The organism is Burkholderia sp. YHN3-13 (assembly GCF_055810675.1).
On record NZ_JBVVNQ010000020.1, the window covers coordinates 41941 to 55854 of the forward strand.

16 protein-coding genes are annotated in these 13914 nt (G+C 66.1%); 13 read left to right on the top strand and 3 right to left on the bottom strand.

From position 1 onward, the window contains the following. Positions 1 to 179: 179 nt before the first annotated feature. Entirely contained in the window at positions 180 to 746 is a 567-nt protein-coding gene (locus AC0KUR_RS31295; protein WP_034188948.1) for a phasin family protein, read from the bottom strand. A gap of 652 nt (positions 747 to 1398) precedes the next feature. Here AC0KUR_RS31295 and pbpG point away from each other — a divergent pair. Beyond that, the gene (gene pbpG / locus AC0KUR_RS31300) at positions 1399 to 2568 is read left to right on the top strand and encodes a D-alanyl-D-alanine endopeptidase (RefSeq protein WP_034188947.1); all 1170 of its coding nucleotides are present in this window, start codon (positions 1399 to 1401) and stop codon (positions 2566 to 2568) included. 86 nt (positions 2569 to 2654) lie between these two features. Here pbpG and AC0KUR_RS31305 read toward each other — a convergent pair whose 3' ends face one another. Next, entirely contained in the window at positions 2655 to 3464 is an 810-nt protein-coding gene (locus AC0KUR_RS31305) for an IclR family transcriptional regulator (RefSeq protein WP_034188946.1), read from the bottom strand. Between the two features lie 184 nt (positions 3465 to 3648). On the opposite strand from AC0KUR_RS31305, the gene AC0KUR_RS31310 reads away from it, so the two are divergent. The 12 genes from AC0KUR_RS31310 to iscX all read left to right on the top strand — a co-directional run bounded on the left by AC0KUR_RS31310 (position 3649) and on the right by iscX (position 12777). Beyond that, on the top strand, positions 3649 to 4371 hold the full coding sequence (locus AC0KUR_RS31310; protein ID WP_049031305.1) for a (Fe-S)-binding protein: 723 nt from the start codon (positions 3649 to 3651) through the stop codon (positions 4369 to 4371). Between the two features lie 33 nt (positions 4372 to 4404). After that, positions 4405 to 5814 (top strand): lactate utilization protein B, encoded by a 1410-nt coding sequence (locus AC0KUR_RS31315; RefSeq protein WP_034188944.1) that lies wholly within the window; start codon positions 4405 to 4407, stop codon positions 5812 to 5814. 129 nt (positions 5815 to 5943) lie between these two features. Further along, positions 5944 to 6171 carry a hypothetical protein gene (locus AC0KUR_RS31320; protein WP_034188943.1) on the top strand — a complete coding sequence of 76 codons (228 nt, stop codon included), beginning with the start codon at positions 5944 to 5946 and terminating at the stop codon, positions 6169 to 6171. Positions 6172 to 6272: 101 nt separating this feature from the next. Beyond that, complete coding sequence (locus AC0KUR_RS31325) at positions 6273 to 6755, top strand: low molecular weight protein-tyrosine-phosphatase (protein WP_473376848.1); 483 nt, start codon at positions 6273 to 6275, stop codon at positions 6753 to 6755. Between the two features lie 117 nt (positions 6756 to 6872). Further along, entirely contained in the window at positions 6873 to 7412 is a 540-nt protein-coding gene (gene iscR, locus AC0KUR_RS31330) for a Fe-S cluster assembly transcriptional regulator IscR (RefSeq protein WP_006401955.1), read from the top strand. 65 nt (positions 7413 to 7477) lie between these two features. After that, the gene (locus AC0KUR_RS31335) at positions 7478 to 8701 is read left to right on the top strand and encodes an IscS subfamily cysteine desulfurase (RefSeq protein ID WP_034188941.1); all 1224 of its coding nucleotides are present in this window, start codon (positions 7478 to 7480) and stop codon (positions 8699 to 8701) included. 67 nt (positions 8702 to 8768) lie between these two features. Further along, positions 8769 to 9176 (top strand): Fe-S cluster assembly scaffold IscU, encoded by a 408-nt coding sequence (gene iscU / locus AC0KUR_RS31340; protein ID WP_006481982.1) that lies wholly within the window; start codon positions 8769 to 8771, stop codon positions 9174 to 9176. A 66-nt stretch (positions 9177 to 9242) separates the two neighbouring features. Then, positions 9243 to 9566, top strand: a complete 324-nt coding sequence (gene iscA / locus AC0KUR_RS31345) for an iron-sulfur cluster assembly protein IscA (RefSeq protein ID WP_011885413.1) — start codon at positions 9243 to 9245, stop codon at positions 9564 to 9566. 94 nt (positions 9567 to 9660) lie between these two features. Next, a complete protein-coding gene (gene hscB / locus AC0KUR_RS31350) occupies positions 9661 to 10188 on the top strand; it encodes a Fe-S protein assembly co-chaperone HscB (RefSeq protein WP_006491598.1) in 528 nt (175 codons plus the stop codon). A 54-nt stretch (positions 10189 to 10242) separates the two neighbouring features. Beyond that, a complete protein-coding gene (gene hscA / locus AC0KUR_RS31355; protein WP_034188940.1) occupies positions 10243 to 12111 on the top strand; it encodes a Fe-S protein assembly chaperone HscA in 1869 nt (622 codons plus the stop codon). 95 nt (positions 12112 to 12206) lie between these two features. Then, positions 12207 to 12548, top strand: a complete 342-nt coding sequence (gene fdx / locus AC0KUR_RS31360) for an ISC system 2Fe-2S type ferredoxin (RefSeq protein WP_034188939.1) — start codon at positions 12207 to 12209, stop codon at positions 12546 to 12548. A 19-nt stretch (positions 12549 to 12567) separates the two neighbouring features. After that, positions 12568 to 12777, top strand: a complete 210-nt coding sequence (gene iscX, locus AC0KUR_RS31365; RefSeq protein ID WP_021157676.1) for a Fe-S cluster assembly protein IscX — start codon at positions 12568 to 12570, stop codon at positions 12775 to 12777. 145 nt (positions 12778 to 12922) lie between these two features. Here the strand turns inward: iscX and AC0KUR_RS31370 are convergent, their stop codons facing one another. Beyond that, complete coding sequence (locus tag AC0KUR_RS31370; protein ID WP_034188938.1) at positions 12923 to 13663, bottom strand: glycine zipper 2TM domain-containing protein; 741 nt, start codon at positions 13661 to 13663, stop codon at positions 12923 to 12925. Positions 13664 to 13914: the final 251 nt, after the last annotated feature.

Sequence of the window (13914 nt, forward strand, 5' to 3'; positions counted from 1 at the left end):
CCGGCCACGAAAAACGCCGCCGCCCGGACGATTCGGGCGGCGGCGTTTTCTTTTGTGCGCAGCCGGCGCGGCGGCCGGACGACGGCTTGAAGCCGGCCGGCGTTTGCCGGTTCGCACGTGTTCCGGCGCCAGAAACGAAAAAGCCGCGCTGGGCGCGGCTCTTTCAGGAGCAGGGGCGCTTACGCGGCCGGCTTGCTCGAACGGCGTGCGGCGGCGGCGGTAGCAGCCTTCGTCGCGACGGCAGCAGCAGCGTTGAAGTTCGTTTCAGCGATTTCGACGGCTTGCTTCGTGGCCTTCTGAACCGTTTCGTACGTGGTGTTCGCGGCGTTCAGTGCCGACTTCAGCGCGGCGACAGCCGTTTCCGAACCGGCCGGGGCGTTCTTCGCGACGTTGTCGACGAGTGCCTGGACCTTCTTGTTCTGCTCGTCGAATTGCGCTTCGGCAACCTTCGCGAACTCGGCTTGCGTCGACGATGCGATTTCGTACAGGTGACGGCCGTACGACAGCACCTTTTCAGCGACCGGCTGCGACAGGCTGGCTTGCAGCGCGATCAGTTCCTGCGCGTCCTTCACCGACAGCAGGCGTTGTGCGTTTTCCTGGCCTTCGGCCAGCGTCGACTTCACGACCTGCAGGTTCAGTTCGATCAGCTTTTCGACGCCTTCGAACGCCTTGGTCGTCAGACCGAACAGGCTCTCGAGGTTGGCTTTCTGTGCAGCGGCGATTTGCTCGGGGGTCAGCAAGGACATGTCCAGCTCCTGAAAAGCGATCGCGTCGATCGCAGGGTAAAGGGCACTACGACGGGGAATCTCGGATGCGCGTGCTTTGTGCAACGCAGCAATGAGGCTTATTTTAGGGCAGAGAAAACGGATGTCAAGTGTTTTTTGTGCGTTGCACAATCGCGACAAATTATCGATAAAACAACGGGTTATCGCGGTCGTCCGGAATCGGTTTCAGGCGCGTTCCCAGATGGTGCGCACGACGGCGGGGAAAGCGCGGCGCACCATGATCATGCACAGGTAAACCTGACAGGCCCATGGAACGTTATCCTTCTGTTCCTGTCGAAAAACGCGCCGTTTCGATGCGCGTGCCGTGGCGACGTGCCGCCGCCACGGTCGAGACCGGCGCCCCTGGCACGCCGAGCACCGGATACGTAGTTTCCCCGCTTTAAATCGCCTCCGAAGTGACGTTATCTCAATTAACCGAGTGGTAATCGGGAGACGGGCGCTGTCGGGCAGTGCACCCATGAGTTTTTTCGATGGGGGCGGGAGGGTCGATTGGTCTGAGGTTGGCCGACCCTTACATTCCGGTTTAACGACGATCGGTAAGTGCCTAATATTGCTCTTTTTTTCAGCTTTAACTACACTTGCGGAAACCTCCCGCCGCTTTGTCCAGACCCCAATGAAAGCCGAATCGTTTTCACCGCGCAGATTGTTGCAGAGCATGACGCTCGGCACGGCTGTGTCGGTCGCAGTCGCCTTGCTGGCGACCACCGCGTCCGTCGCGCCTGCTGACGCCTTTGCCGCCACTGCGAAGACCCAACAAGCCGCCAAGAAAAAAGCCGTCGCTCCTGCTTCGTCAGCGAAGAAGAAGTCGGCGAAGGCGACGTCCGACAAATCCGCCAAGGTCGCCGCGGCCGATGCGCCGCGCGCGAAGGCGTCGCGAAAGCGCGTGACGCTCGCGGCGAACAACCTGCATGGCGGCCATCGCGGCGCGGTCCGCAAGGTCGCGTTCCAGCCGCGCCGGCCGACGGTCGGTCAGGCGTTCGGCCTGCACGATACGCCCGACGCGCTCGCGCTGCGTTCGAGCGTCGCGTACGTCGTCGACCAGAATTCCGGCGAGCCGCTGTTCGACAAGAATTCGCACGCCGTCGTGCCGATCGCGTCAATCTCGAAGCTGATGACGGCGATGGTCGTGCTCGACTCGAAGGCGCCGATGACCGATCAGATCGAAGTCACCGACGAAGACCGCGACTACGAGAAGGGCACGGGCTCGCGCCTGTCGGTCGGCTCGGTGCTGTCGCGCGAGGACATGCTGCACATCGCGCTGATGGCGTCGGAAAACCGCGCGGCCGCGGCGCTGTCGCGTTATTACCCGGGCGGCCGTCCGGCGTTCATCGCCGCGATGAACGCGAAGGCGAAGGCGCTCGGCATGGCCGATACGCATTTCGAGAATTCGACCGGCCTGTCCAGCTCGAACGTGTCGAGTGCGCGTGATCTCGTGAAGATGGTCAATGCCGCGTATCAGTATCCGATGATCCGCCAGTTCTCGACCGATCGCAGCTACGAGGTGTTCACGGGCAAGCGCAATCTCGCGTACAACAGCACGAACGCGCTGATCCGCGGCAACGGCTCGTGGGACATCGGCCTGCAGAAGACGGGCTTCATCAACGAAGCGGGTGAATGCCTCGTGATGCAGGCGACGATCCATGGCCGGCCGATGGTGATGGTGCTGCTCGACTCGTTCGGCAAGTACTCGCGCTTCGCCGACGCATCGCGCCTGCGCAACTGGCTCGACGCCGGCGGCGGCGAGCGCCTGACGGCGGCCAACACGCCGAACGGCGGAACCTGATCGCGCCGCAGGCTGCAACAAGAAAGCCCCGCAATCGCGGGGCTTTTTTACGTCCGGCGGAACCGGCATCGAGGCCGGCGGGCGGCTTACGCCTGCCGCTGCAGCCCGTCCACGTCCTTCGCGGGCGTCGGCCGGTAGCCGAGCGATTCCGAGATGGTGAGTGCCGTGCGGCTCAGCTGGCCGAGCCATGCGTCCTGCAGGCGGTCGGCCGGTGCCGACAGCGACAGGCCCGCGACGAGCTTGCCCGAATCGTCGTAGATGCCGGCCGCGATACAGCGCACGCCGAGCTCCAGCTCCTCGTTGTCGCGCGCGCACGATTGCTGGCGGACGATCGTCAACTCGCGCTCGAGCTTCGCGATGTCGGTGATGCTGTTCTGCGTATGGCCGGACAGCCCCGTGCGCGTCGCATAGGCGCGCACGCGCGACGTTTCGTCGGCCGCGAGGAACAGCTTGCCGACCGACGTCAGGTGCAGCGGCGCGCGGCCGCCGATCGCGCGGACGACCTGCATCCCCGAGCGCTCGGAATACGCACGCTCGATGTAGACGATCTCGTCGCCCTGGCGCACCGACAGGTTCACGGTCTGCCCGGTGAGGCGGTGCAGCTCGCGCATCGGCATCAGCGCCGCGTCGCGTACCGACAGGCGCGCCTTCACGAGGTTGCCGAGCTCCAGCAGCCGCATGCCGAGGCGGTAGGTGCCGGGATCGGAGCGGTCGACGAGGCGACAGGTCACCATGTCGTTGAGGATGCGGTGCGCGGTCGACGGGTGCAGCTCCGTGCGCTGCGCCAGTTCCTTCAGGCTGACAGGATCACTGTGCGCGGCGAGCGCGTCCAGCAGCCGCATCATGCGTTCGATCACCTGGATCGACGTTTTTGAATCCGGGGTGGGTTGGCTCATGTCGGGGGGAGAAATCGGTTGACGCGTCAAGCGGTGTTGCAACGATTGTATCTCGTATTGTGAAAAAAGCGAACGCCGTTCGAGGAAGTCCTCGTTTCGTGCACGACGGGCTTGCATGCGAGCCGGCGTTGGTCTTGCTGGCCAAACGGCGGATAATGAGAGCCGTTTTCTCGAAGGAGCACGTATGCGAGTCGGTTTGTTCGTGACCTGCCTGGTCGATCTGATGCGCCCCGAAATCGGTTTCTCGGCGCTCAAGCTGATTCGCGACGCCGGCTACGAAGTGATCGTGCCGCCCGCGCAGACCTGCTGCGGGCAACCGGCCTACAACTCGGGCGACCGCGCGCTCGCGCGCGACCTCGCCGAAAAGACGCTGCGCGAGTTCGAGCAGTTCGATTACGTCGTCGCGCCGTCGGGCTCGTGCGGCGGGATGATCCGCGCGCACTACGGCGACCTGTTTCGCGACGACCCCGAACTGATGGGGCGCTACACGCGGTTCCAGCAGAAGGTCTACGAACTGACCGATTTCCTCGCGAACGTCGCGAAGGTGTCGCTCGCGCCGGGCGAGTTCACCGGCCCCGTCACCTATCACGACTCGTGTTCGGGCCTGCGCGAACTCGGCGTGAAGGCGCAGCCGCGCGCGCTGCTCGCGCAGCGCGGCGTTGCGGTCACCGAGATGAAGGACTGCGAGCACTGCTGCGGCTTCGGCGGCACGTTCGCGATCAAGTACGGCGACATCTCGGCGGCCATCGCGGACGAGAAATGCGCGAACGTGCGTGCGTCGGGCGCGGGTGCCGTCGTGCTCGGCGATCTCGGCTGCATGCTGAACATCGAAGGGCGGTTGCGCCGCACCGGCGACCGCGACACGCGCGTGCTGCACGTCGCGCAGGTGCTGGCGGGCGACGTCTGACGCCCGGTTCCGCTCACTTTTCCCGATACCGCGATGCAAGTCCAATCGATGCATTTCAAGGCGCGCGCCGGCCAGAAGCTGGCCGACCAGCGCCTGCAGCAGAACCTGAAGAAGCTGTCGACGAAGTTCGTGTCCGCGCGCGCCGACGCGATGACCGCGATCGACTTCCCGGCCACGCGCGCCGCGCTCAAGGCGCGCCGCAACCGCGCGCTGGAGAACCTCGACGTGTGGCTCGAGGCTTTCGAGCAGGAGGCGACGCGGCGCGGCACGACGGTGTTGTTCGCCGAAACGACCGCGGATGCCGCGCGGCTGGTGGCCGACATCGCGCGCCGGCACGACGTGAAGAAGGTCATCAAGACCAAGTCGATGGTGTCCGAGGAAATGCGCCTGAACGCGGTGCTCGCGGAGATGGGCGTGCAGTCGATCGAGACGGACCTCGGCGAATACATCCTGCAGATCAACGACAACGAGCCGCCGAGCCACATCATCGCGCCCGTCGTGCACAAGGACAAGGACGAGATCGCCGACCTGTTCGCGCGCACGCACCACCGCGAGCGGCTCACCGAGATTCCGGACATGACGCGCGAGGCGCGCGAGGTGCTGCGCCCGCATTTCATGTCGGCCGACATGGGCGTGACGGGCGGCAACTTCGTGATCGCCGAGACGGGCTCGGTCGCAATCGTGACGAACGAAGGGAACGAAGGCATGTGCACGGTGATGCCGCGCGTGCACGTCGCGGTGACGGGCATCGAGAAGGTGCTGCCGACCCTCGAGGATCTCGCGACCGCGATGCGCCTGCTGCCGCGTTCGGCGACCGGGCAGAAGACGTCGAACTATTTCTCGCTGCTGACCGGGCCGCGCGGGCCGGGCGACGAGGATGGCCCCGAGCACAACTACGTGGTACTGGTCGACGGCGGCCGCACGGGCCTGATCGGCGGCGAATTCCAGGAGATGCTGCGCTGCATCCGCTGCGGCGCGTGCATGAACCATTGCCCGGTATATCAGAAGGTCGGCGGCCATGCGTACGGCTGGGTCTATCCGGGGCCGATGGGGTCGGTGCTGACGCCGAGCTACGTCGGGCTCGACCGTACGCTCGACCTGCCGCAGGCCGCGACGCTATGCGGCGAATGCGACAGCGTGTGCCCGGCCGGGATTCCGTTGTCGCACCTGCTGCGCACGCTGCGCGAGAAGCAGGTCGAGCGGCACCTGCGGCCGTGGCGCGAGCGGGCGGCGCTCGCCGCATGGGGCTTCTTCGCGCGGCGGCCGATGCTGTACGCGCTGACGACCAAGCTCGCGGTGCGCGTCCTCGAGCGGCTGGGCAACGGCGGCACGCTGCGGCGCCTGCCGATGATGGGCGGCTGGATGGACACGCGCGACATGCCGACGCCGACCGGGCGCACGTTCCGGGAGCTGTACGCGGCGTCCCAGAGCCACCTCGGCTGACGACTGTTCAGCGGGCGGCAACAGTGCGTTCGCTATTTGCATATTTATCTCGATAGATGCGGTCTATAGAATCTGGTTTGTAGTCCCCGGAATTGGGTTTCGGGGTACCGGGTCAAGGAGGTCCGCATCATGAGAAAGACAATATCGATGTACTGGCCGCTGGCAATCGTCGTCCCGCTGGCAGCGGCAGCCTATCTGCACACGATGGCCGATGCGCCGTCGCGCGGTCCGCTCGCGGTTCACCAGGCGTCCGCCGAGCTGGCGCGCGCGGTGTCGTTCGGGCTGGTCGGCGACGCGGCGCAGCCGCTGCCGGCGGCATCCGGCGACATCGTGCTCGCCGCGCCGAAGGCGCTGTGAGGCATGGCGCCGTCGCGTCGGGCGACGGCGCGATTTCGGCCGCCTTTGTATAATGGCGTGTTGTTCTTCCACGCGGTCCGCCGCAACTTTTCTATAGTGCGATGACCCGCGTTGCTATCTGTTTCGTCTGTCTCGGCAACATCTGCCGTTCGCCCACCGCGGAAGGCGTGATGCGCCACCAGGTCGACGCGGCCGCGCTGGCCGACCGGATCGCGATCGATTCGGCCGGCACCGGCGACTGGCACGTGGGCGAGCCGCCCGATACACGGGCGCAGGCGGCGGCACGCAGTCGCGGGTACGATTTGTCGGCGCTGCGCGCGCGGCAGGTGAGTGCGGCGGATTTCGAGCGCTTCGACCTGCTGCTTGCGATGGATGAGGCGAATCTCGCGGAATTGCAGCGCCGCTGCCCGCCGCGGTATCGCGACAAGGTGCGCCTGCTGATGGAATTCGCGCCGGATTCGACCGAAACCGAAGTGGCCGACCCGTATTTCGGCGGCGCGCAGGGCTTCGAACAGGTGCTCGATCAGGTCGAACGCGCGTGCGCGGGCCTGCTGGAGACACTCCGGGCCCGTACGGCGCGCTGATCGCACGGTGGTATTCAGCGGTCTGCGAATACCCTTTCAAAGACATGGATACTTGACTAAAAACGTCAAATATTTATACTTGACCAAAATCGTCAAGATTGCAGTCCCCTAGACACCATGAGACTCACCACCAAAGGCCGTTTCGCCGTCACGGCGATGATTGACTTGGCACTGCGCCAGGAGCAGGGCCCGGTGACGCTTGCAGGCATCAGCCAGCGCCAGCGGATTTCGCTCTCGTATCTCGAACAGCTGTTCGGCAAGCTGCGCAGGCATGAAATCGTCGAATCCGTGCGCGGCCCGGGCGGCGGCTACAACCTCGCGCGCCGCGCGCAGGACGTCACCGTTGCCGACATCATCATCGCGGTCGATGAACCGCTCGACGCCACGCAGTGCGGCGGCAAAGGCACGTGCGACGGCTCGAAGCAGCCCGACGGCCATTGCATGACGCACGAGCTGTGGTCGACCCTGAACCAGAAGATGGTCGAATACCTCGACTCCGTGTCGCTGCAGGATCTCGTCGATCAGCAGCGCGCACGCGAGGGCGCGCCCGCGGTGCTGCGCGACCGCCGCGCGCCGGAGCCCGTCGCCGCACCGGCCGAGCCCGTGCGCACGATGCCGCTCGGCCCCAATTCGGTGTTCAACATCGCGAGTTCGTGAGCGCGAAGGCGCCCGCCATACCCCATAACGCACATAGTCCCTGCACAGAATACCCGGAGCGACAGATGACCCAAGAGACTCTCCACCTGCCCATCTACATGGATTACAGCGCGACGACCCCCGTCGACCCGCGCGTGGTCGACAAGATGGTGCCGTACCTGCGCGAGCAGTTCGGCAACCCGGCGTCGCGCAGCCACGCTTACGGCTGGGACGCGGAGCGTGCGGTCGAGGAAGCGCGCGAACAGGTGGCCGCACTCGTGAACGCCGATCCGCGCGAGATCATCTGGACGTCCGGCGCAACCGAATCGGACAACCTCGCGATCAAGGGTGCCGCGAACTTCTACAAGGGCAAGGGCAAGCACATCGTCACGGTGAAGACCGAGCACAAGGCCGTGCTCGATACCTGCCGCGAGCTCGAGCGCGACGGTTTCGACGTCACCTACCTCGACGTGAAGGATGACGGCCTGATCGACCTCGACGTGTTCAAGGCCGCGCTGCGCCCGGACACGATCCTCGTGTCGGTGATGCACGTGAACAACGAGATCGGCGTGATCCAGGACATCGAGACGATCGGCGAGATCTGCCGCGAGAAGGGCATCGTGTTCCACGTCGACGCCGCGCAGTCGACCGGCAAGGTCGGCATCGACCTCGCGAAGCTGAAGGTCGACCTGATGTCGTTCTCGGCGCACAAGACCTACGGCCCGAAGGGCATCGGCGCGCTGTACGTGCGCCGCAAGCCGCGCGTGCGCATCGAAGCGCAGATGCACGGCGGCGGTCACGAGCGCGGCATGCGTTCGGGCACGCTGCCGACGCACCAGATCGTCGGCATGGGCGAAGCGTTCCGCATCGCCCGCGAGGAAATGGCGACCGAGAACGAGCGCGTGCGCATGCTGCGCGACAAGCTGCTGCGCGGCCTGTCGCAGATCGAGGAAACCTACGTGAACGGCGACATGGAACGCCGTGTCCCGCACAACCTGAACATCAGCTTCAACTTCGTCGAAGGCGAGTCGCTGATCATGGCGATCAAGGACGTCGCGGTGTCGTCGGGCTCCGCGTGCACGTCGGCGTCGCTCGAGCCGTCGTACGTGCTGCGTGCGCTCGGCCGCAACGACGAACTCGCGCACAGCTCGATCCGCTTCACGGTCGGCCGCTTCACGACGGAGCAGGAAGTCGACTTCGTGATCAACCTGCTGAACAGCAAGATCGCGAAGCTGCGCGAACTGTCGCCGCTCTGGGAAATGCACCAGGAAGGCATCGATCTGTCGACGATCGAATGGGCCGCTCACTAATACCGCATTGAATGCACCCGCGGGCGGATTGACGCACGCAGACGTAACGAGTCAAGGAGTCTGAGTCATGTCTTACAGCAACAAGGTTCTGGATCACTACGAAAACCCGCGCAACGTCGGTTCGTTCGCGAAGGACGACGACACGGTCGGCACGGGCATGGTCGGCGCGCCGGCGTGCGGCGACGTGATGAAGCTGCAGATCCGCGTCGGCGCGGACGGCGTGATCGAAGACGCGAAGTTCAAGACCTACGGTTGCGGTTCGGCGATCGCGTCGAGCTCGCTCGTCACCGAGTGGGTGAAGGGCAAGACGCTCGACGAGGCACTGTCGATCAAGAACACGCAGATCGCCGAGGAACTCGCGCTGCCGCCGGTGAAGATTCACTGCTCGATCCTCGCGGAAGACGCGATCAAGGCAGCCGTGGCCGACTACAAGAAGCGCCACGACACCAAGGAAGGCGATCAGGCAGCAGCCTGAGCGGCATCGAGCGGGTTAGAGAAGGGAACGCGGCGGGCCCCGGTGGCGCGCCGCGGCAAGGACATCATGGCAATTACACTGACCGAAAAAGCAGCACAGCACGTTCAGAAATACCTCGTCCGTCGCGGCAAGGGGGTGGGCCTGCGGCTTGGCGTTCGCACGACCGGGTGCTCGGGGCTCGCGTACAAGCTCGAGTATGTCGACGAGCTGGCTCCCGAGGATCAGGTGTTCGAGAGCCATGGCGTGAAGGTCGTCGTCGATCCGAAGAGCCTCGCGTACATCGACGGCACCGAGCTCGACTTCGCCCGCGAAGGCCTGAACGAAGGGTTCAAGTTCAACAACCCGAACGTGAAGGACGAGTGCGGTTGCGGCGAATCGTTCCGCGTGTGACGCGGGTCTCCGCGCGATGCGGGCAAGAGGCGGCACGGGCCGCCTTTTTAATGTGCGGCGTTTGCCGCGCGACGAACCGGAATTGAACGCGACGATGGTCTCGCTGAAAGACAGCCACTTCGACCTGTTTCACCTGCCGGCGCAATTCGCGCTCGACGAAACGGCGCTCGACGCCGCCTATCGAACGGTGCAGACGCAGGTGCATCCGGACCGCTTCGCGGCGGCCGGCGATGCGCAGAAGCGCATCGCGATGCAATGGGCAACCCGTGCGAACGAGGCGTACCGCACGCTGCGCGATCCGCTGAAGCGCGCGTCCTATCTGCTGTCGCTGCGCGGTGTGGACATCGGCGCGGAAAACAACACGGCGATGGAGCCTGCATTCCTGATGCAGCAGATGGAGTGGCGCGAGGGCATCGAGGATGCCGCGGCCGCCCGCAACGTCGACGCGCTCGACGCATTGCTCGCCGAGTTGCGCGACGAGAAGCGCGTGCGCGTCGAGCGCCTCGGTACGCTGCTCGACAGCGGCGCCGACCAGGCCGCCGCGGAAGCCGTGCGCCAGTTGATGTTCATCGAACGCGTCGCGTCGGAAGTGGGCGCGCAGATCGAGCGCCTCGAAACTTAACCGCGTGCCTCGCGGCACGCGCAGCAAACGGGCCGAGCGCCCGAACGAACCAAGATGGCTTTACTGCAAATTTCCGAACCGGGCATGGCGCCGGCGCCGCACCAGCGGCGACTCGCCGTCGGGATCGATCTCGGCACGACGAACTCGCTCGTCGCGGCCGTGCGCAACAGCGTGCCGGAGGTGCTGCCGGACGAAGCGGGCCGTGTGCTGCTGCCGTCGGTGGTCCGCTACCTCGAAAAGGGCGGCCGCCGCATCGGCCACGAAGCGAAGGAGCAGGCCGCGACCGATCCGCGCAACACGATCGTCTCGGTCAAGCGCTTCATGGGCCGCGGCAAGGCCGAAGTCGAAGGCGCGGCGAACGCGCCGTATGAATTCGTCGATGCGCCGGGCATGGTGCAGATCCGCACCGTCGACGGCGTGAAGAGCCCGGTCGAAGTGTCGGCCGAGATCCTCGCGACGCTGCGCTATCGCGCCGAGGATTCGCTTGGCGACGATCTGGTCGGCGCGGTGATCACGGTGCCCGCGTACTTCGACGACGCGCAGCGCCAGGCGACCAAGGACGCGGCGCGTCTCGCGGGCCTCAACGTGCTGCGCCTGCTGAACGAACCGACCGCCGCCGCGATCGCCTACGGGCTCGACAACGGGTCCGAAGGCCTCTACGCGGTGTACGACCTCGGCGGCGGCACGTTCGACCTGTCGATCCTGAAACTGACGAAGGGCGTATTCGAGGTGCTGGCCGCGGGTGGCGATTCAGCGCTCGGCGGCGACGATTTCGACCATGCGCTGTTCGGCCACGTGCTCGCGCAGGCCGGCATCGACGCGAAGACGCTGGCGCCCGAGGACGTGCGCCTGCTGCTCGACCGCGTGCGCGTGCTGAAGGAAGCGCTGTCGTCGGCACCGGAGGCCGCGCTCGACGTGACGCTGTCGGGCGGTGCGCACCTCGTTCAGACGATTTCGCACGATACGTTCGCGTCGCTCGTCGAGCCACTCGTGCAGCGTACGCTCACGCCGACCCGCAAGGCGCTGCGCGACGCGCAGGTCACGCCGGCCGACATCAAGGGTGTCGTGCTGGTCGGCGGCGCGACGCGCATGCCGGTGATCCGCGACGCGGTCGCGAAATATTTCGGTCAGCCGCCGCTCGTGAACCTCGATCCGGACCAGGTCGTCGCGCTCGGCGCGGCGATCCAGGCCGACCTGCTCGCGGGCAATCGCGGCACCGGCGACGACTGGCTGCTGCTCGACGTGATTCCGCTGTCGCTCGGTGTCGAGACGATGGGCGGTCTCGTCGAGAAGATCATCCCGCGCAACTCGACGATTCCGATCGCGCGTGCGCAGGAATTCACGACCTTCAAGGACGGCCAGACCGCGATGGCGATCCACGTCGTGCAGGGCGAGCGCGAGCTCGTCGCCGACTGCCGGTCGCTCGCGCGCTTCGAGCTGCGCGGCATTCCGCCGATGACGGCCGGCGCCGCGCGCATTCGCGTGACCTACCAGGTCGACGCGGACGGCCTGCTGTCGGTGTTCGCACGCGAGCAACTGTCGGGCGTCGAGGCGTCGGTCGTCGTGAAGCCGTCGTACGGCCTCGCCGACGACGACATCGCGAAGATGCTCGAGGACAGCTTCAAGACCGCCGAAATCGACATGCGCGCCCGCGCGCTGCGCGAAGCGCAGGTCGAGGCCGAGCGGATGCTCGAGGCGACGCAGGCCGCGCTGGCGGCCGACGGCGAACTGCTCGACGCCGACGAGCGCACGCAGGTCGATGCGCTGGCCGCCGCGCTGCGCGCGGTCGCGCAGGGCGACGATACGAACGCGATCGAAGCGGCGACCAAGGCGCTGGCCGACGGCACCGACGAATTCGCGGCGCGCCGGATGGACAAGAGCATCAAGCGCGCGCTGTCGGGCCGCCGGCTCGACGAGATCTGAACTTGCGAACCGCGCGTCGGCCGGCGACGGCCCGCGCGCGATCATGTAATGAACCGTGCGGCGCGTGGCGCCGTACCCTGACTGACGGAACGGACATGCCTCAACTGGTGGTGCTGCCTCACGTCGAACTGTGCCCGGATGGCGCAGTGATCGACGCGACGCCCGGCAAGAGTATCTGCGACAACCTGCTCGATCACGGGATCGAGATCGAGCACGCATGCGAGAAGTCGTGCGCATGCACGACGTGCCACGTGGTGATCCGCGAGGGCTTCAACGATCTGGCGCCGTCCGAGGAGGACGAGGACGATCTGCTGGACAAGGCGTGGGGCCTCGAGCCGACGTCGCGGCTGTCGTGCCAGGCGATCGTGACGGAAGATTCGGACCTGGTGGTCGAGATTCCGAAGTACTCGATCAACCACGCGAAGGAAAACCACTGACCTAAACCGGAGGCAGGCGATGAAATGGACCGATTCGCGTGAAATAGCCATTGCGCTGGCGGACAAGCACCCCGACATCGACCCGCAGCGGATCAATTTCGTCGACCTGCGCCAGTGGGTGCTCGAACTCGACGGCTTCGACGACGATCCGAAGCACTCCGGCGAGAAGATCCTCGAAGCGATCCAGGCACACTGGATCGACGAATCGGATTTCGACGACGAGGACTGACCGATCGGGCACGGCGTGCGTCGCGTGGGCGCGCGTGGCACCAATGAAAAAACGGCTCGCGGGCAATTGCTCGCGAGCCGTTTTCGTTTTCCGGCCGGCCATGCCCCCGCACGACAGGCGGGCAGGGGGCGCAGCGATCGGACGATTACGCGCCGACTAGCGTGCCGTTCTCGATCCGCACGCGCTGGCCCTGGCCGAACGGCGGCGGGTTGTGGTACGTGAACGTGCGCGTCGCGCCGCTTTCCATCTGCACTTGCACCTGATAGTCGGTTTCCGCGCGCACCTGCTTCTCGACCTGGTTACCGGCGAGACCGCCGCCCAGCGCGCCGATGATCGTCATCGCGGTGCGGCCGTTACCGTGGCCGAACTGGTTGCCGAGCAGGCCGCCGGCGGCGGCACCGCCCACGGCGCCGATCCCCGAGCTCTGGCCCGGCGTGCGCGTCTGCGTGATCGCGACGATCGTGCCGCAGCTCTGGCAGTAAGTCTGCGCGGGCGCGGACGGCTGCTGCGCGTACTGCGGCGGCTGCGGTGCCGTCGTATGACGGCGATGCGGCGCGGCCGGACGCGGCGCGGGCTTCGGCTCGGCTTGCGCGGCCGCCGCTTTCTCGGCGGCCAGCTTTTGCTGCGCGGCCTGTTCCGCGGCCTGCTGCTGCGCTTGCGCGGCGAGCGCCGCGCTGGCGGCTGCGGCCGTGTCGACGGCCGGCTGCGACGCGATCAGCGCGGCCTGGGTCTGGCCGCTTTGCGCGTTGTTGCTGCTGGCCTTCGGGATGAGCCCCGTGATCGCTGCCGTCGCCGCGAGGCTGGCGACGATGACGGCGCCGGCGGCGGTGGCGATGAGCGGATGGAGGCGTTGCTTTTGCGGCGTGGTCTGATTCTGGTTGTCCATTTTTTTCTCCGATGTCGATCCGGATCGGCGCGGCGCCGGGCCGGATCCCACGCTCGGGAGCGAGCAGACTCGGCGTTCCTGCGCCCAGTTCTGGTCCCGTGGTCATGCGTGGTGACGCAAGAGGAGTGTCGTCCACCGGCAAGCGGCGCGCCGTATCAAGGTGTAACGAATTGCAGCAGGGCAGCGGCGGTCATGGCAGGGAAAACCCGCAGAAGGCCGTCGCGACGAGGGAATAAAACGGGGAGAGATCG